Raw genomic sequence first — 17,401 nt, 5'->3', positions numbered from 1 at the left:
CCCGCACCTCAGCTGTGCACCCGCAGCGGCACCACGTTGCTCGGCAGGGACGCCCGGCCGGGCTCGTGCTTCGGTGCCGTGAAGCTGATCGTCAGCGTCACCAGGCTCGCGTAGCGCGGGTGGCGGTCGACGTACACCTCCGGCACCGCGCACGCCGCCGCCAGTACCGAGCGGTGGCGGTGCAGGTGGTCGAAGGCTTCGTGCCCGTACAGCGACACGACGACGTCACCGCCGCGCGGGCGGCTCCACAGGATCGTCGGCCGGCCGCCGGGGAGGCGCAGCTGCGGGAACGCCGCCCGCAAGCGGTGTTGCAGCGCGACCGCGCGGATCCGGGCGCGGACCTGGTGACGGCGCAGCACCGCCCAGCCGAGCGCGGCGGCGAGGATGACCGAGGCCCACAGCGGGCCCGCCCACAGCGCGAACGTCACGACGGCGTAGGGGAGCAGCGTCAGGCTCAGGATCTCCCACCGCCAGTGGTAGATCCGCAGCGGGAAGGACGGCTGCCTGGTGGTCATGTCCGTGCTCCTTTCGGTCGGGTGGCGGCGGAAGAAGCCGCCGAGGTGACGCAGCAGGCGTCCGGCTCCGGTGGCGGCCACGATGGCCGCCACGATCGCCGGCGCGGAGGTCATGTCGGGATCCGGGTCTTGGGGGCGGGGTGGAGGTCCTTGTCCTTACCGAGCCGCCAGGTCCACCGCCACCCGGCCCAGACCGCGGCGACGGATCCCAGCAGGACGAGCACGACGGCCTGCCCCACGAGGCCCTCGAGCGGCGCGAGCCGGAGCAGCACCAGCAGCGCCCACAGCTGGGACGCGGTGAAGGGGATGACGAGCCCGGCGGCGTAGACGCCACGACGCCAGCGGCTGCCGCGCGGTGCGGCGGTGGTGTAGGGGTCCATGAGTTGCCCTCCTCCTCGGTGGATCCAGAAAACCTCCGGAACGCCGCGCCTTGTGTGTCAGGTGACTCAGAAGGCGGGATTCAGCTCGCGATTCGTCGAAGTTCGGCCAAGCGGTGGATCGTCACTTGTCTCCGGCCGGTGCTGATCACCCCTTGCCGTCGCAGGTCGCGCGTCGCACGCGCCCAGGATTCGCGGGAGATCGCGGCGGTCATGGCCAGCTCCGCCTGGGTGGCCGGGACGGCGATTTCGATGTCCGGCCCGCGTGGCACGCCGTGCTGGACGGCCAGCTGGATCAGCTGCGCGGCCACCCGTCGCGCGGCCACCCCGCCCCCGACGTCCAGCCACTGCCTGCCGACCGATCGCAGGCGCGTGGACAGCACGAGCAGCAGTGCCCAGGAGATCCGCGACCGCGTCCGGCACAGGGTGGCGAACCGGTCGCCGGGAACCTCCAGGACGTCGAGGTCTTCGAGCGCTTGGACCGTCGCGGACCGCGGCAGGTCGTCGATCGCGGCGAGTTCGCCGATGACGTCGCCGGCGCCACGCACCCCGACGACGACCTCGCGCCCGTCGGCGGAGCCGTGGACGATCCGCACCTGCCCGGACAGCAGCACCAGCACGACGCTCGAGCGGTCACCTTCCCGGCACAGGGTTTCGCCGTGCCGGTACGAGCGCCGCGTGGCGGCTTCCGCCAGCACCCGCCGATCGGCCGGGGCCAGTCCGGTCCAGAATCCTGTCGGTTCCACTGTCCCCACCTCCTTCGCGGTCCTACGCGGTCATGTCCTCCTCCGGCTCGACGCCTTCGGGTGCGTGGAGCCACCCCCGAAGGCGTTGCGTGCCGACTCTGACGTGGACCACCGGGGCGAAAGCGTCCTGGTCGATGCCGGGGTAGCCGTGCCGGACCACCGAGCGGTGCATTTCCGGTGATACGACGAGCGCCAGCGGACCGGCGCTGATACGCAGCCGTCGTTTCAGCTCGGGTGCGTCGACGAAGCGGCAGGCGATGTCGATGTCTTCGCCGTAGGGTCCGCGGCTGTCGTAGTGCACCTCGCCGGCGTGCACGGCGACGCGCAGCCGGAAGGCGAGGTCCGGCCGGTTCCGGGCGTGCTTCTCCAGGAGTTCGGCCAGCGCGGGGACGACGGTCGCGAGCAGGACCGGCTTGGGCGCCTGGTCGACCGGGCGAACCAGGCACAGGACGCCGTCACCCCGGTCGACGAAGCCGTCGCGGTACTTCTTGGTGATCCCACCGGCGAGGAAGGCTTCGTCCAGCAGCTCGGACAGGACGCTCCGGAGCTGGGCCCGAGCCGGATTCGTCCGCGCCGTCGAGCCTTCGATGTCGACTGCCACGATGGTCCGGTACCGGGGTATGTCGCCCGAGCTGTCCATGGCCGGCTCCTGCCTTCAGATATGAACTGAAGTTCAGTCAACTTCACTGTAGAGCCTGAGATGACCTGTATCAACGGAGGTGGATTGCTGTTACTCGTTTGATGTCAGCCATTTCGACAGGTCGTGACGTGACTGTAGGCCAACTCGGCGAGGCGGCGCAGCGCTCCGCGTCGCAGGGGAGTACTATCAGCGCACCCGTTTGCAGGGCTGAAATTTACTGAAGGGTGGCGAGGTTGTGTCCCCGATCGCGCCCCGGCCTGCTCTCGCCCGTCGATTGAGGGCGCTGCGGGAGACGCACTGGCCAGAAGCCGGTATCACCCAGGCGCAGCTGGCCGACGCTCTCGGCGTCGGCAAGCCGCTCAGCATCTCCCTCATCTCGTCGTGGGAAAACGCCGACAAACCCGTACGCCCGCCCGCCCGGCGGCTCGAGGCGTACGCGACGCTCTTCGCGACACGGCGCTCCCTGGACGGCGGGCGCGTTCGGGTCCTGTCTCTCGAAGAACTGACGGACGAGGAGCGCGTCCGGCGGAAGGAACTGCTCGCCGAACTGCTGTGGCTGCGTGACGGCACGGAGACCGTCGCCGACCTCTGGACCTTCCCCGAGGACCAGGACGTGACCATAGTTTGTGCGCCGTTCCCGGAGAAGTTCCGGAAGTCCCTTCCCTACACGGATCCGGACAGCGCTGACTTCGTCTCCCTGTACACGTACGCCGACCCGGACGCCTTGATCGAACTGTTCGGCCACATCCGTGCGCGAAATCCCGGCAACAAAGTCACGTTCCACACCGCCGACGAGTTGTCCACCGACCACTACACCACGCACCTGATCTTGCTGGGGGGTGTCGACTGGAATTCCGTCACCCGCGACGTCATCGAGCGGGTCGAGTTGCCGGTGGCCCAGGTCGGTCGACAGGCAGATGCCGAACACGGCGGGTTCCTGGTCGAGGAGAACGGCCGGGAGAAGCTGATCGAACCTCAGCTGGATGAGAACGGCCACCTGCTGGAAGACGTCGCGCACTTCTACCGCGGGGTGAGTCCGTTCAACCGGAAGCGCACTGTGACCGTGTGCAATGGCATGTACGGTCGAGGCACGCTGGGTGCGGTCAGGGCGCTCACCGACGAACGGTTCCGGGACCGCAACGAGGCGTACGTCCGAGAACGGTTCGGCGACGACGAGCTGTTCAGCGTCATCAGCCGTGTGCTCGTCGTGGACGGCAATGGACTGACGCCTGACTGGAGCATCGACGAGAACCGCCTGCACGAATGGCCCGAAGCCGGATGAACGCGTGGCAGCACCCATCACACCAAGATCTGCTGACCCGCGTCGAATCGGTCAAGGCGCCCTCCGCTGCACTGGACGCGATCATCGTGCCCAACGGACGGCCGGCGGCGTACCTCGCCCAAGCGATCGAGGCGGCTCGCAAGCTCGAGGTGCCGTTACTGTTGTTGTGCAGCAAGCGGGCCAGTGCTTCGAGCGCGGCTCTGGAGGCGAAGCGGTCCGGCGTCCAGGTGCGGGCCATCGATGTGGATCTGCTCCCCGAACCACTCGTCCCGACGTTCAGCACGGACAAGCTGCTCGGCGCCGGCCGGTTCCACCGGCCGGTCGACACCAGCCTCAAACGGAACCTCGGCCTGCTCATCGCGATCGTCGCCGGGTGGCGTCGTGTCCTCTTCCTCGATGACGACATCGTCCTGCCCGACCCCGGCGACCTCAACGCCGCGGCGGGACTGCTCGCCAGGCATCCGGTCGTCGGGCTGGCGAACGCCGGCATGCCGGACAACTCGGTTGTCTGCCACGCACTTCGCGACGTCGGCGTCGACCAAGACACGTTCATCGGGGGAGGTGCGCTCGTCGTCGGCGAGGCCGCGTTCGAGTCGTTCTTCCCCAACATCTACAACGAAGACTGGTTCTTCCTCTTGGACGGTCTGACGCTGCGGCCGCCGGCGGTTGTGGGTTCGGCGATCCAGCACCCCTACGATCCGTACCGCGACGCCTCACGAGCTCGTGGTGAGGAACTGGGCGACACACTCGCCGAAGGCGTTTACGCGCTCTTGGACAACGGTCTGGGACTGCCTGACGCCGGTGAAGCTTATTGGCGCGGATTCCTGCCCGCTCGGCGGGAGATCATCATGACGACCATCGAACGGGTCCAAGCAGCGACGATCGAACCCGCGCAGAAAGCTCGAATGATCGCCTCGCTCAAAGCCGCGATCGGACGCAACCACCACATCACGCCGGATCTGTGCGTGCGGTACCTCCGTGCCTGGCAGGCGGACACCGTGCGCTGGCGCCGGCACGTCGGCGACCTCCGCCGGGACCACCGTTCGGGATTCGGCGTCGATCACGCCTTGGCTGCGCTGGGTGTTGCCCACCTCGCCCAGCCCGGGGTCGACGGCCGGATCGGCACCACGCCGAAACGCCGGCTGCCACGGCCTCGTGCGGTCACGCGGATTTGAGGTACTTCACGAGCACGTAGCACTTCTCCGGCTCCCGGACGACGCTGCCGTCCGGCCGGACCTCGTAGGTGTGGCAAACGATCTTGCCGCCGCCCCAGTCCTGGTAGCCGAGTCTGGCGTACAGCGCGGCGGCGCGAGTGTTGTCCTCGTGGACCGCCAGCGCGACCTGTTCGTGGCCGTGGTCCTCGAGGTAGCGCTCGGCGTGCTTCATCAACTCGCTGCCGATACCTCGGTTGCGCAGTTCCGGCAAAACTTCCAAATGGGTGAGCAGTGCCACCTCCGGCAACGCGGCGGTGATTTCCGGCTCCTCGGCCGGTTCGAGCCAGAGGTAGAGCAGCCCCACGGGGTCGTCGCCGGACCACGCTGTGAACAGCACACCGAGACCGTTCTTCTGCCGGAGCAGCCGGTCGTCGAGGAAGTGCCGGTCGCCGAACTTTTCGCTGAGGATCTCGATATCACCAGGCTGGACCGGTCGCACCAAGTATCGACTCACCGTTGAGGACTCCTGTCGTTCGGGCGCCGGCCGTGCGCCCGCAGAACGGATTCCGGCCCGGTCGAGAATCTGGCGTTCCCCACTTGTCGCGGAGAAGGCCGGATTTTGGCACGAAGTGTCGGAGATATCCAGTCTGCGGGACATCGGTTACCGGATTGTTCAGCCGATCGAGGTCAGGTCGTAGACGGTCACGTCATCCACAGTGGACGCCTCATAGTGGTCGGCCACCCACTCCGCGATCTGCTGGGCCGCGTCCGAACCCGTGCTGCCCGGCATCGTCATGCCCTCACCCAGGAAGTAGTGGATCCGGCCGGCAGCCACGTACTGCTGGAACTGCGCCAGCGTCGGATAAGGGTCGGTCCCGTTGAAGCCGCCCACCGCCATCACCGGCGCTCCGCTCGCCAGCTGGTAACCCGCCGCCGCGTTCGACAACACCGTTGCCGCCGTCCACGTGTACTGGGAGGCGTCCTTCTGCAGCAACGCCGTCAGGGAAGCGCCCGGCATCGTCGTGCTCAGCAGTGAGCCCGGGCCGCCGCCGCGGAAGCCGCCCGGTGCGCCGCCGGGGCCTCGGCCGCCGAAGCCGGACGAAGGGCCTGCCGACGGGATTGCGCCGCTGTGTGTCACCGACGCCGTGGCCAGCGTGTACGCGCCCGTTCCGGTCAAAGTCGCGACCAGGGCCAGGACGGCGACCGCGGACGCCGCCCAGCGGGTCAGGTGGGCTGCGAAGAACAGGGCCACCGCCGCCAGCAGGCCGCCCACCAGGATCGTCGGGGCCAGCCATGGCTGCCACGTCGAGCTCGACAGGAACAGGTACGCCGTGAGCGCTGTCAGGGCCACGCCGCCGCTGAGCAGGCCCGATGCCGATGGGCGGGAACGCAGGCGCCACAGCTGGACCGCCGCCGTGCCGACCAGTGCCGCGATCGGCGGGGCCAGTGCGACCGTGTAGTACGGGTGGATGATGCCGCCCATGTAGCTGAACACCAGCGCCGTCACCAGGAGCCAGCCGCCCCAGAGGACCAGGGCCGTGCGGGAGCGGTCCGTGCGCGGGGCGTGGCGGGTGAACCACAGGCCCGCGCCCAGCGCCAGCACGGCCGCCGGCAGCAGCCACGCGATGCCGCCCGCCATTTCGCTGCCGAACAGCCTGGTCAGGCCGGTCGAACCCCAGCCGCGGCCGGCGCCGCCGCCTACGCTGCCGACCTCGTCGCCCGTGATGCGGCCGAAGCCGTTGTAGCCGAAGACCAGTTCCCACAGGGAGTTCGTCTGGGAGCCGCCGATGAACGGGCGGTCGGCGGGCGGCCAGAGCGCGACCACCACGAGGTACCAGCCGGCCGCCACGACCGTGGAAAGCAACGCGCCCAGCAGGTGCAGCAGCCGTTTGCCCAGCGACACCGGCGCCGCGATCAGGTAAGCGAGCGCGAACGCCGGGAGCACCAGGAACGCCTGCAGCATCTTCGCCAGGAAGCCGAACCCCACCGCGACGCCGGCCAGCGCGAGCCAGCGCGGGCTCGCCTTCTCGGCGGCGCGGACCACGCAGTACGCGGCGGCGACCAGGAGCAGCACCAGCAGCGCGTCGGGGTTGTCGAAGCGGAACATCAGCGCGGCGGCCGGGGTCAGCGCCAGCACGAGCCCGGCGAGCAGGCCCGCGGCCGGGCCGGACGTGCGGCGGACCGCCGCGTGCAGCAGCCACACCGAGCCCACGCCCATCAGCGCCTGCGGCACCAGGATGCTCCACGCGTTGACGCCGAAGACCCGCGCCGAGAGCCCCATGACCCACAGCGCCCCCGGGGTCTTGTCGACCGTGATCGCGTTCGCCGCGTCGCTGGAGCCGAAGAACAGCGCCTTCCAGCTCTCCGAACCCGCCTGGGCGGCCGCCGAGTAGAAGGCGTTCGCCCAGCCGGACGCGCCGAGGCCCCAGAGGTACAGCACCGCCGTGCCGAGCAGGAGGACGGCCAGTGCGGGCCGGTGCCAGGTCGAGCGGGCGGGTACAGGAGGGGTTACTACGGTTTCGCGTGATGCTACACCGGCTTTTCGGGGGTTCCGGGTGGCGGAGCCCCCGGCCCGGGGCGAAGCCCCGGATGTCACAGCGGTCATGAGGGTCAGCTTCCGGTGCCGAGCTGGGGCCGGGTTGTGCCGATGCTGTGCACTCGCTGTGCGGGCACGGCCACGGGGAGGCGCACCGCGAACTCCGTCCGTCCGGGACGGCTGTGCACCTCGATGCTGCCGTGGTGGGCGAGCACGACCGCGGACGCGATCGCCATGCCGAGGCCGGTGCTGCCGGCGTTGCGGGAGCGCGACGAATCGCCGCGTGCGAACCGTTCGAAGACTTCGGGGAGCAGGTCCGGGTCGATGCCGGGGCCGTTGTCGGTCACCGTGAGCACCGCGCTGCCGTCGACCGAGCGGGCCAGGGCCGTCACCACCGTGGTGCCGGGCGGCGTGTGCGTGCGGGCGTTGGCCAGCAGGTTCGCCAGGACCTGGTGCAGGCGCTGGACGTCGCCGTGCACGAGGACCGGGTCCGGGGGCAGCTCCAGGAGCCAGCGGTGGCCGCGGCCGGCGACCTGGGCGTCGCCGACCGCGTCGGCGACCAGCCGGGTGAGGTCGACGTCGCGGACGTCGAGCGGGCGGCCCGCGTCGAGCCGCGCGAGCAGGAGGAGGTCCTCGACGAGCGCCGACATCCGGACGGCCTCGGACTGGATCCGGCCCATCGAGTGCGCGACATCGGGCGGCACCAGCGCGCTGCCGCGGGCGGCCAGCTCGGCGTACCCGCGGATGGCGGCCAGCGGTGTCCGCAGCTCGTGGCTGGCGTCGGCGACGAACTGGCGGACGCGGATCTCGCTGTCCTGGCGGGCTTCGAGGGCCTGGGCGACGTGGCCGAGCATCAGGTTGAGCGCCGAGCCGACCTGCCCGACCTCGGTGCGCGGGTCGGTGTCGGCCTCCGGGACGCGGATGGACAGCGCGACCTGACCGCGGTCGAGCGGCAGCTCGGTCACGCGCCCCGCGGTGGCCGCGACGCGGTCGAGCGGGCGCAGCGTGCGGCGGACCGCGAACGCGCCGAGGAAAGCCGCGCCGAGGACGCCCGCGGCGGCGACGCCGAACAGGATCAGCCCGACGGTGACGAGCGTGGCGGTGACCGGTGCCATCGGCAGGCCGGTGACCACGACTTCGCCGGTCCCGGTGACCGGCAGCGCCATCAGCCGGTACTCGCCGAGGTCGTCGAACGACACCGTGTGCGGCCTGCCGTCGGCGGGCACCGAGAGCATGACGGCCTGCTGGGCCGCCGAAAGCCGCAGGCGGTCGCCGTGCTCGGAGATGCTGTCGTCGTGGACGAGCCGCCGCTGCGCGTCGAAGGTGCCGCTCACCGTGCCCACGTTCTGCCCGAGGGGGTGCTGGCCCTGGTCCTCGGGCGGCCCGGCGTCCTGCGGGCGGGCGTTGCTCGCGAAGACGAGGGAGCGGGTCGCGGCGGCGGACAGCTGCTGGTCGACCTGGCGGGTGAGGAAGACGTCGAGCGCGAGTTCGCTGACCACGCCGACGATCAGGCACACCACGGTGAGCAGCACGACCATCGACCCGGTCAGCTTCGCGCGCAGCGAAAGCCGCCCCCGGCGGGGGCGTGACGAGACGGTTCGCGCGGCCATGGGTTCAGCGTCCGGCCGGGCCGTGTGTGCGGCTTGTGTGCTGCCTGTGAGGCGGCTGTGCGGTGGCGGCTGCGGCGATTCCGCCGGTCACAGGAACGGCTGACGGCGGGCACAGTCCGCGCACAGCGTGGGGCCGCACCGTGGACCGCACCGAAGGATCTCGTTAAGGAGCACCACGATGACCACACCGCAGGCACCGTCCACACCGGACCGGACGTGGGGCGCCGCGCCCGCACCGGGCACGCCGCCGCGGGCGGGCTGGTCCCCGGGAAAGAAGATCGCGGCTGGCGCCGTCGCGGCCGTGATCGTGGCCGGCGGGGGAGCGGCGGTCTGGGCCGCTTCGTCGTCCTCGGCGGCCACCGGCACGGCCGCGGGGCCGGGTGGCATGAACGGCGGCCCGGGCGGCCTGACGGGCGGCAGCGGCGGCCTGGGTTCGGCCCTGCACGGCGAGTACGTGTCCTCGGACGGGAACGGCGGCTACGTCACGAAGCTCATGCAGACGGGCGAGGTGACGGAGCTGAGCGCGACGTCGCTGACGGCGAAGAGCGACGACGGCTTCTCGAAGACGTACACGATCACGTCGGCGCAGGCGACGGGCCTGGCGACCGGCGACACGATCACGGTGGTGGCCACGGAGTCGGGCACCACGGCGACGGCGACGTCGGTGACGGAGGGCCAGACGGGCGCCCAGCCCGGCGGTGGTCAGGGAACCCCGCCCACCCGGACCGGCTGACGGCGTGGCGGCGCCGGGGGTCAGCGGCGGTCGTAGTCGACCGCGACCTCCGGGGTCGTCGCCCTCGACCGGCACGTCAGGATCCGGTTCGCCGCCGCGTCGTCCTCCGTCAGGGCGTAGCGGACGTCCATCTCCACCTGGCCGTGCAGCAGCGTCGCCTGGCACGTCCCGCACGCGCCGCCGGTGCACGAATACGGGACCTCGAAGCCCGCGCGCAGGGCCGCGTCCAGGACCGTTTCCCCGGCGGCGGCCGGGATCGACGTCGTCCGGCCGCCCAGGGTCACCGTCACCGCGGCCGGGGCGCCCGCCGGGTCGCGCAGCGGGGCCGCGCCGCGGAACAGTTCGAAGTGGACGTTCTCTTCCGGGACGTCCGCGTCCGCCAGCGTGCGGCGGGCCAGGTCCGTGAGGCCCCGCGGGCCGCACAGGAACCACTCGTCGACCTTCGCCGGGTGCAGGCGGTTCTGCAGGAGCGCGCGCAGCCGCGTGCCGTCGAGGCGGCCGCGCTGGTAGCGCTCGTGGGAGATGGCCAGTGCTTCGCCGACGACGTCGAACTGGCGGGGCCGGTGCGCGTGCAGGTCCGGGTCGCGCTCGTCGGTGCGGTAGTGCACGACGTGCAGGCGGCCGCCGAAGCCGTCGGCCAGTGCGCTCAGCTCCCGCGCGAACATCGTGGTCGCGCCGGAGGTGTTGACGTACAGCAGCGTCGCCTTGCTGTGCGGCTCCGCCGACAGCGTGCTGACCAGGATGGACAGCACCGGCGTGATGCCGCTGCCCGCGGCCAGCGCCACGTAGTGCGCGGTCCGCGCAGGGTCCGGGGTGTGCGTGAACCCGCCCGACGGCGGCAGGACGTCGAGGAAGTCGCCCTCGGCCAGCGCCGCGGTCGCGTGGCTCGAGAACGCGCCGCCCGGACGCCGCTTCACCGCGATCCGCAGCTCGCCGGACGCCGCGGGCGCGCAGATCGAGTACGTCCGCCGCACCGGCAGCCCGTCGAGCACCGCGCGGACCGCCACGTGCTGGCCGGGTGTGAACCGGAACTCGTCCTTGAGCTGCGGCGGGACGTAGAACGTGAGCGCGACCGCGTCCGCGGTCAGCTGCCGGACTTCGCGCACCCGCAGCCGGTGGAAGCGGCTCGGGCCGAGCGGGGGCGAGGCCGGTGCGGGCACCACGACCTCGGGTTCGGTTTCGAGCCCGGCCGCCGCCAGGTACTCCGCCGCGGTCAGTTCGCGGCCCCACGCGGTGCTCAGCGGGACGTCCCTGGTCAAGTAGGCCTCGCGGTTCTCCAGCCAGACCCGCCGGTACCGGTGGAACGGGACGGCGGGGTGCAGGTGGTGCACCAGGTGCAGGTTCTGGGCCAGCAGCACCGGGGTAAGCAGCCGGTCGAGCCCGACGCGCACCCGGGTGGTGCCGAAGCGGCCCTCCGGTCCCGCGGCGGGCAGGCCGTGGTGCGGCAGCCAGCCGAACGACCACGCGAGCAGGCCCAGCCCGAGCCGCTGCGGCAGCAGGTACACCAGCACCAGTTCGACGCCGTGGCCGCTCGTGACCAGCGCCGCCGCGGCCGTCAGCGCCGTGGCCAGCACCACCAGCGTCTCGGCCAGCTCGTGCGGTGGCCGCGACCGCAGCCGGGCGAAGTAGCAGCGCGCGTAGGAGACGTCGAGGGTCAGCCAGCGCAGCGGCAGCTGCCAGCGCGGGCCCCGCGAGGTCCACGCGTCCGGGTCGGCGTGCGCCGAAGCGTTGGTGTGGCGGTGGTGCAGCCCGTGGACGAACCGCAGCGAGGGGAAGGAGGCGTAGGCCGCGACGAACGGGACCGCCAGCCGCCCGAGCACCTCGTTGACCCAGGTCAGCTTCCCCGCCGAGTGGTGGGCCGATTCGTGGACCACGGTGTACATCGCGAAGGTGACCACGGTGTTCAGCAGCACGGTCACCACCGCCGGCACGAGTCCCGCCAGCAGCAGCCACGTCGCGGTGGCCCACACCGCCGCGCCGCCGGCGAACAGCAGCAGCGCCGGCACCGAGACGGCGGGCAGGCAGACGCGGGGCGCGGGCACGACGGCGCGGGCCGTCCGCTCCCCGGTCGGCGCCACGGCGACCCGGCCGTGCTGCTGGGTGAGGGCGACGGGCATCGAGTGGTCTCCTCGGTCGAGAAGCTCCTGGCGAGGCGGGAGTCACCGTAGACAACCCTGACCGGTTTGTAAACGTTCTGGCAGGCTCCGAAAAAAGGGGCTCGCCAGCGGAACGTTAGCGGTGGGTAAGCTCGCCCTGTGAAGGCCGTCACTCCCGTCGCCCCCGCGCGCACCCGCGAGCGGCTGCTGGCCGCGGCCGCGGACGTCATCGCCGCGGACGGCTGGGCCGCCGTGACGATGGGGAAACTGGCCGCGCGGGTCGGGGTGAGCAGGCAGACCGTCTACAACGAACTCGGCTCGAAGGCCGAGCTCGCCGAGGCGCTGATGCTCGACGAGACCGACCGCTTCGTCGAGCGGGTGCACGCCGACGTCGCCGCGCACCCGGACGACCCGGTCGACGGCGTCACCGAGGCCTTCCGGCACACCCTCGAAGCCGCCCGCGCCAACCCGCTGATCGAGATCGCGCTCGGCGGCGCGCAGGGCGGCCGCGACGACTTCCTCCCGCTGCTCACGTCCCAGCCCGAGGCGGTGCTGGGCCGGGCCGTCGACGCCGTCGCCGCGGTGTTCGCGGGCGCCTACCCCCAGGTGCGGCTGACCCCGTCGGAGTGGGCGGTCGCGGTCGAAGCCTTCGTCCGGCTGCTGCTCTCCCACCTGGTGCAGCCCAGCGGCTCGGCCGAGCACGCGAGCGGCCAGATGCGCTGGGTGATCGGCCGGATGCTCGGGTCGTGACGCCGCAGGTGGCCCCCGCCCCGGCGGCGCGGGCCACTGGCCTAGACTCGGACCTCCCGGTCTGCAGGTGACCGGGGCCATTTCCGCAGGATTGTCCTACACAATCGTTACCGCTCGAGGAGAAGACCTTGAAGAGCACCGTCGAGCAGCTGAGCCCGACGCGAGTCAAGATCAATGTCGAGGTGCCGTTCGACGAGCTGAAGCCGAACTTCGACCGCGCCTACCGCAAGATCGCCCAGCAGGTGCGCATCCCGGGCTTCCGGCCCGGCAAGGCGCCCGCTCGCGTCCTGGAAAGCCGGATCGGGCGCGGCCCGGTGCTCGACGAGGTCGTCAACGAGGCCATCCCGGCCAAGTACATCGAGGCCGTTCGCGAGAACGAGGTCCGCACGCTCGGGAACCCCGAGTTCGACGTGACCAAGCTCGAAGACCGCGACGTCCTCGAGTTCACCGCCGAGGTCGACGTGCGCCCGGAGATCGAGCTCCCCGACCTCGAAGGCTTCGCGGTCACCGTCGACGACGTCGAGCTGACCGACGCCGAGGTCGACGAGCAGCTCGACGAGCTGCGCGCCCGCTTCGGCACGCTGACCGGCGTCGAGCGCCCGGCCGAGACCGGCGACTTCGTTTCGATCGATCTGGCCGCGACCGTCGACGGCGAGGCCGTCGAGGAGGCGAGCACCACCGGGCTGTCCTACGAGATCGGCTCCGGCCAGCTCGTCGACGGCATCGACGAGGCCATCGTGGGCGCGAACGCCGGCGAGACCAAGACGTTCACCACCCAGCTCGTCGCCGGTGAGCACGCCGGCAAGGACGCCGAGGTGACCGTGACGGTCCAGTCGGTCAAGCAGCGCGAGCTGCCCGAGGCCGACGACGAGTTCGCCCAGATGGCGAGCGAGTTCGACACCATCGAGGAGCTCAAGGGCGACCTCCGCGAGCGCCTCGGCCGCGTCAAGAAGATGCAGCAGGGTGTCCAGGCCCGCGACAAGGTGCTCGACGAGCTCCTGGAGCGCACCGAGGTGCCGATCCCGGAGAAGGTCCTCGACGCCGAGATCGAGAACCGCAAGCACGACGCGATCCACCCGTTCGACCACGACGAGGCGCAGTTCGCCCAGGCCCTCGAGGCCGAAGGCCGCACCCTCGAAGAGTTCGACGCGGAGACCCGCACCGAGTCGGAGAAGGCCGTCCGCACGCAGCTGCTGCTGGACACCATCGCCGACAAGGAAGAGGTCTCGGTCAACGACGGCGAGCTCACCGAGCGGATCATCTACCAGGCCCAGCGCTTCGGGATCAGCCCGGACGAGTACGTCCAGCGCGCCCAGCAGTCGGGCCAGCTGACCGCGATCTACGCCGACGTCCGGCGCGGCAAGGCCCTCGCCTCGGTGGTCCGCAAGGCCGCCGTGACCGACGGCTCCGGCGCCGAGGTCGACCTCACCGAGCTGTTCGGCTCGGACGAGCCGGCCGCCGACGAGGCAACCCAGGAGACGCAGGTCACCGACGAAACGGCGAAGACTCCGGCGGAGTGAAGCTGTGAGCGAACTTGGGCGGTGTCAGGCATTCTGCACCGCCCAAGTTCGTTAGGGTCGGATACAAGATCTCAAGCATCTGAAACGACAGCGGTGGCCGTCAGCACCGGGCCGCCGCCGGCGAAAAGGCAGGCAGACGTGACGCAGCACACGCCCGAGGCGCGGTCCGGCACCGCAGGGCTCACCCTCACCGACTCGGTGTTCGAGCGGTTGCTCCAGGAGCGCATCGTCGTCCTCGGTTCCGAGGTGAACGACGAAGTCGCCAACCGGATCACCGCGCAGCTGTTGCTGCTCGACGCCGACGACGCCGAATCCGACATCCGCTTCTACATCAACTCGCCGGGTGGCTCGGTCACGGCCGGGTTCGCCATCTACGACACCATGCAGCTGATCCGCCCGGACGTCGCGACGTACGCGATGGGCATGGCGGCCTCGATGGGGCAGTTCCTGCTGTCCTCGGGCACGCCCGGCAAGCGCTACTCGCTGCCGCACGCGCGGATCCTGATGCACCAGCCCTCGGCCGGTGTCGGCGGCACCGCGTCGGACATCGCGATCCAGGCGGACCTGTTCAACAAGTGGAAGCGCGAGCTGGCCCAGATCACCGCGGACCAGACCGGGCAGACGGTCGAGCAGATCATCGCGGACGGCGACCGCGACCGCTGGTTCACGGCGCAGGAGGCGAAGGACTACGGGTTCGTGGACCACGTCCTCACCCGCGACATCGCCCGTCCGGCCTCGAACTAAGCGCGACGCATTCAGGAGACTTTCGATGAGCAACTTCAGGCTCCCGGGTGACTTCCGGGCCCCGAGCACGCCCCAGTCGCGGTACATCCTGCCGTCGTACGTGGAGCGCACCAGCTACGGCGTCAAGGAGTCGAACCCGTACAACAAGCTGTACGAAGAGCGGATCATCTTCCTCGGCGTGCAGGTGGACGACGCGTCGGCCAACGACGTGATGGCGCAGATGCTGCACCTCGAGCACGAGGACCCGGACCGCGACATCACGATCTACATCAACTCGCCGGGTGGCTCGTTCACCTCGCTGATGGCGATCTACGACACCGCGCAGTACATCCGGCCGGACATCCAGACGGTCTGCCTCGGCCAGGCCGCTTCGGCCGCCGCGGTGCTGCTCGCCGCCGGCAACCCGGGCAAGCGCTTCGCCCTGCCGAACGCGCGCGTGCTGATCCACCAGCCCGCCACCGAGGGCACGTACGGCCAGGTCTCCGACCTCGAGATCCAGGCGAACGAGATCCAGCGGATGCGCCGCCAGATGGAGGTCATCCTGGCCAAGCACACGAACAAGGACCCGGACCAGATCCGGGCCGACATCGAGCGCGACAAGATCCTCACGGCCGAGGAGGCCAAGGCGTACGGCATCATCGACGAGGTGCTGCCGTACCGGAAGGCGTCGGCGCTGTAGATCCGCCAGGCCGGTGTGTGTCGAGAAGACGACACACACCGGCATCCTGGTTTAGGGTCGTCCTCTGATGTGCTCCCGGAGCTCGTGGGTGTTCCCGCCCACGGCATCGGACGGGTACCGTCAGTGGCAATGCGTGCGGCTCCGCTCGGTCACGGGTGGCCGGGGCCGCACCGTCGCAACACAGTCAGGCGCGGAAACCCGCGCCGGAGGGGACGAGGTCACAGGCCATGGCACGGATCGGTGACGGCGGAGACCTGCTGAAGTGTTCTTTCTGCGGGAAGAGCCAAAAGCAGGTGAAGAAGCTCATTGCCGGCCCCGGGGTCTACATCTGCGATGAGTGCATCGACCTCTGCAATGAGATCATCGAGGAGGAGCTGGCCGAGGCCGGCGACGTCAAGCTCGACGAGCTGCCCAAGCCCGCCGACATCCACGAGTTCCTCGAGCAGTACATCATCGGTCAGGAAGACGCCAAGCGGACTCTCGCGGTAGCGGTCTACAACCACTACAAGCGGATCCAGGCGGACGACAAGGCCGGCCCGAAGGACTCCAAGGAGGAGTCGGTCGAGCTCGCGAAGTCGAACATCCTGATGCTCGGCCCCACCGGGTGCGGCAAGACCTACCTCGCGCAGACGTTGGCGAAGCTGCTGAACGTCCCGTTCGCGATCGCGGACGCCACGGCGCTGACCGAGGCGGGGTACGTCGGCGAAGACGTCGAAAACATCCTGCTCAAGCTCATCCAGGCGGCGGACTACGACGTCAAGCGGGCCGAGACCGGGATCATCTACATCGACGAGGTCGACAAGATCGCCCGTAAGAGCGAGAACCCGTCGATCACCCGTGACGTGTCCGGCGAGGGTGTCCAGCAGGCGCTGCTGAAGATCCTCGAGGGCACCACCGCTTCGGTCCCGCCGCAGGGCGGCCGCAAGCACCCGCACCAGGAGTTCATCCAGATCGACACGACGAACGTGCTGTTCATCGTGGCCGGCGCGTTCGCCGGGCTGGAAAAGATCATCAACGAGCGGGTCGGCAAGCGCGGCCTCGGGTTCGGCGCGGAGATCCGCACCAAGTCCGAGATCGAGGAGAGCGACGTCTTCTCCGACACCATGCCCGAGGATCTGATCAAGTTCGGGCTGATCCCGGAGTTCATCGGCCGGCTCCCGGTCGTGGCGACGGTGAACCACCTGGACAAGGACTCGCTGGTCAACATCCTGACCCAGCCGCGCAACGCCCTGGTGAAGCAGTACAAGAAGCTCTTCGAGATGGACAACGTCGAGCTCGAGTTCACCAACACGGCGCTCGACGCCATCGCCGACCAGGCGGTCCTCCGTGGCACGGGTGCCCGCGGGCTGCGCGCCATCATGGAAGAGGTGCTGCAGCCGGTCATGTACGACATCCCGAGCCGCGACGACGTGGCGAAGGTCGTCATCACCGAGCAGACCGTCCGGGAAAACGTGAACCCGACGATCGTCGCCCGGCAGCCGACTCGGCGCGCGCGCAGCGAGCGCGGCGAAAAGTCGGCCTGACGCCGGCCGTCTCCGGGCCCGCACGGGCCCGGAGACCGACAGGAAAAGCTGAATGACTGCTGATTCTTTCCCGGGTACCGGGGGCACTGCCCCGGGCGGTGGCGTGCAAGCGCCGCCGCCACCGGCCCCGGCCACCGAACCGGTGGCCGCCGGGCCGGTCCTCGGGTTCCGCGAGCTGAGCGAGCGCGTGATCGCGTCCGTGTTCGAGCGGTACCCGTGGCTCAACCGCGTGCTGATGGGCGTGCTGGCCGTGTGCACCGGCACCTGCGTCGTGGCCGTGGTGTCCCGGCTCTCGCCGTTGCCGCTGCTCCCGGTGCCGTTGTTCCTCGTGGGCGGTTACGGGCTGTGGCAGGCCCGCGGCGCGACCGAACGACGTCAGCTGGTCAACTGGGTGGTCCTGTTCGCGCTCGCGACCATGGTCGGCTTCTGGCTGATTTCGGTCGTCGGCCGCTGGGTGGAGTGAAAACCCGCCGACCGGATCGTTTGACGCCGTGAC

General features: G+C 70.4%; 17 protein-coding genes. 9 read left to right on the top strand and 8 right to left on the bottom strand.

What is annotated here, in order from left to right:
- Window positions 1-8 precede the first annotated feature (8 nt).
- The 4 genes from AB0B33_RS38780 to AB0B33_RS38765 form a co-directional block, all read right to left on the bottom strand.
- Entirely contained in the window at window positions 9-629 is a 621-nt protein-coding gene (locus AB0B33_RS38780; protein ID WP_360781427.1) for a hypothetical protein, read from the bottom strand.
- Window positions 626-895 carry a hypothetical protein gene (locus tag AB0B33_RS38775; RefSeq protein ID WP_360781425.1) on the bottom strand — a complete coding sequence of 90 codons (270 nt, stop codon included), beginning with the start codon at window positions 893-895 and terminating at the stop codon, window positions 626-628. Before AB0B33_RS38775 ends, AB0B33_RS38780 begins: the two co-directional genes overlap by 4 nt.
- 80 nt (window positions 896-975) lie before the next feature.
- The gene (locus AB0B33_RS38770) at window positions 976-1,638 is read right to left on the bottom strand and encodes a Crp/Fnr family transcriptional regulator (RefSeq protein WP_360781422.1); all 663 of its coding nucleotides are present in this window, start codon (window positions 1,636-1,638) and stop codon (window positions 976-978) included.
- Window positions 1,639-1,660: 22 nt separating this feature from the next.
- A complete protein-coding gene (locus tag AB0B33_RS38765) occupies window positions 1,661-2,239 on the bottom strand; it encodes a hypothetical protein (protein WP_360781421.1) in 579 nt (192 codons plus the stop codon).
- Window positions 2,240-2,513: 274 nt separating this feature from the next.
- Between AB0B33_RS38765 and AB0B33_RS38760 the strand changes: the two genes are divergently transcribed.
- Together AB0B33_RS38760 and AB0B33_RS38755 are read left to right on the top strand one after the other, a co-directional pair.
- The gene (locus AB0B33_RS38760) at window positions 2,514-3,560 is read left to right on the top strand and encodes a helix-turn-helix transcriptional regulator (protein WP_360781419.1); all 1,047 of its coding nucleotides are present in this window, start codon (window positions 2,514-2,516) and stop codon (window positions 3,558-3,560) included.
- Window positions 3,557-4,735 (top strand): hypothetical protein, encoded by a 1,179-nt coding sequence (locus tag AB0B33_RS38755; RefSeq protein WP_360781417.1) that lies wholly within the window; start codon window positions 3,557-3,559, stop codon window positions 4,733-4,735. The genes AB0B33_RS38760 and AB0B33_RS38755 overlap by 4 nt, the downstream gene beginning before the upstream one ends.
- Here AB0B33_RS38755 and AB0B33_RS38750 read toward each other — a convergent pair.
- The 3 genes from AB0B33_RS38750 to AB0B33_RS38740 form a co-directional block, all read right to left on the bottom strand.
- Window positions 4,722-5,372: a GNAT family N-acetyltransferase gene (locus tag AB0B33_RS38750; RefSeq protein WP_360781415.1), complete on the bottom strand. Its 651-nt coding sequence runs from the start codon at window positions 5,370-5,372 to the stop codon at window positions 4,722-4,724. The genes AB0B33_RS38755 and AB0B33_RS38750 overlap by 14 nt on opposite strands.
- A 15-nt stretch (window positions 5,373-5,387) precedes the next feature.
- Window positions 5,388-7,154 (bottom strand): glycosyltransferase family 39 protein, encoded by a 1,767-nt coding sequence (locus AB0B33_RS38745; RefSeq protein WP_360781413.1) that lies wholly within the window; start codon window positions 7,152-7,154, stop codon window positions 5,388-5,390.
- A gap of 170 nt (window positions 7,155-7,324) precedes the next feature.
- A complete protein-coding gene (locus AB0B33_RS38740; RefSeq protein WP_360781411.1) occupies window positions 7,325-8,860 on the bottom strand; it encodes an ATP-binding protein in 1,536 nt (511 codons plus the stop codon).
- Window positions 8,861-9,038: 178 nt separating this feature from the next.
- On the opposite strand from AB0B33_RS38740, the gene AB0B33_RS38735 reads away from it, so the two are divergent.
- Entirely contained in the window at window positions 9,039-9,593 is a 555-nt protein-coding gene (locus AB0B33_RS38735) for a hypothetical protein (RefSeq protein WP_360781409.1), read from the top strand.
- Between the two features lie 20 nt (window positions 9,594-9,613).
- On the opposite strand, the gene AB0B33_RS38730 is transcribed toward AB0B33_RS38735, so the two are convergent.
- Window positions 9,614-11,710, bottom strand: a complete 2,097-nt coding sequence (locus AB0B33_RS38730; RefSeq protein ID WP_360781407.1) for a fatty acid desaturase — start codon at window positions 11,708-11,710, stop codon at window positions 9,614-9,616.
- Between the two features lie 138 nt (window positions 11,711-11,848).
- Here AB0B33_RS38730 and AB0B33_RS38725 point away from each other — a divergent pair, with 138 nt between their 5' ends.
- From AB0B33_RS38725 to AB0B33_RS38700, 6 genes are all read left to right on the top strand, one after another.
- Entirely contained in the window at window positions 11,849-12,439 is a 591-nt protein-coding gene (locus AB0B33_RS38725) for a TetR family transcriptional regulator (protein ID WP_360781405.1), read from the top strand.
- 128 nt (window positions 12,440-12,567) lie between these two features.
- Window positions 12,568-13,959, top strand: a complete 1,392-nt coding sequence (tig, locus tag AB0B33_RS38720) for a trigger factor (protein ID WP_247020598.1) — start codon at window positions 12,568-12,570, stop codon at window positions 13,957-13,959.
- Between the two features lie 138 nt (window positions 13,960-14,097).
- A complete protein-coding gene (locus AB0B33_RS38715) occupies window positions 14,098-14,703 on the top strand; it encodes an ATP-dependent Clp protease proteolytic subunit (RefSeq protein WP_247020600.1) in 606 nt (201 codons plus the stop codon).
- 25 nt (window positions 14,704-14,728) lie between these two features.
- The gene (locus AB0B33_RS38710; protein ID WP_360781402.1) at window positions 14,729-15,382 is read left to right on the top strand and encodes an ATP-dependent Clp protease proteolytic subunit; all 654 of its coding nucleotides are present in this window, start codon (window positions 14,729-14,731) and stop codon (window positions 15,380-15,382) included.
- Window positions 15,383-15,609: 227 nt separating this feature from the next.
- Window positions 15,610-16,905, top strand: coding sequence for an ATP-dependent Clp protease ATP-binding subunit ClpX (gene clpX / locus AB0B33_RS38705; protein ID WP_360781400.1), 1,296 nt, complete (start codon window positions 15,610-15,612; stop codon window positions 16,903-16,905).
- A 52-nt stretch (window positions 16,906-16,957) separates the two neighbouring features.
- Window positions 16,958-17,368 carry a hypothetical protein gene (locus AB0B33_RS38700; RefSeq protein ID WP_247020604.1) on the top strand — a complete coding sequence of 137 codons (411 nt, stop codon included), beginning with the start codon at window positions 16,958-16,960 and terminating at the stop codon, window positions 17,366-17,368.
- The last annotated feature ends 33 nt before the right edge of the window (window positions 17,369-17,401 follow it).

Origin of the sequence: Amycolatopsis sp. NPDC049159 (genome assembly GCF_040648295.1) — a bacterium.
In the GTDB taxonomy this organism is placed as follows: domain Bacteria; phylum Actinomycetota; class Actinomycetes; order Mycobacteriales; family Pseudonocardiaceae; genus Amycolatopsis; species Amycolatopsis pretoriensis_A.
Note: the sequence above shows the minus strand (reverse complement) of the source record. Positions and strands in the feature narration are given on the sequence as shown.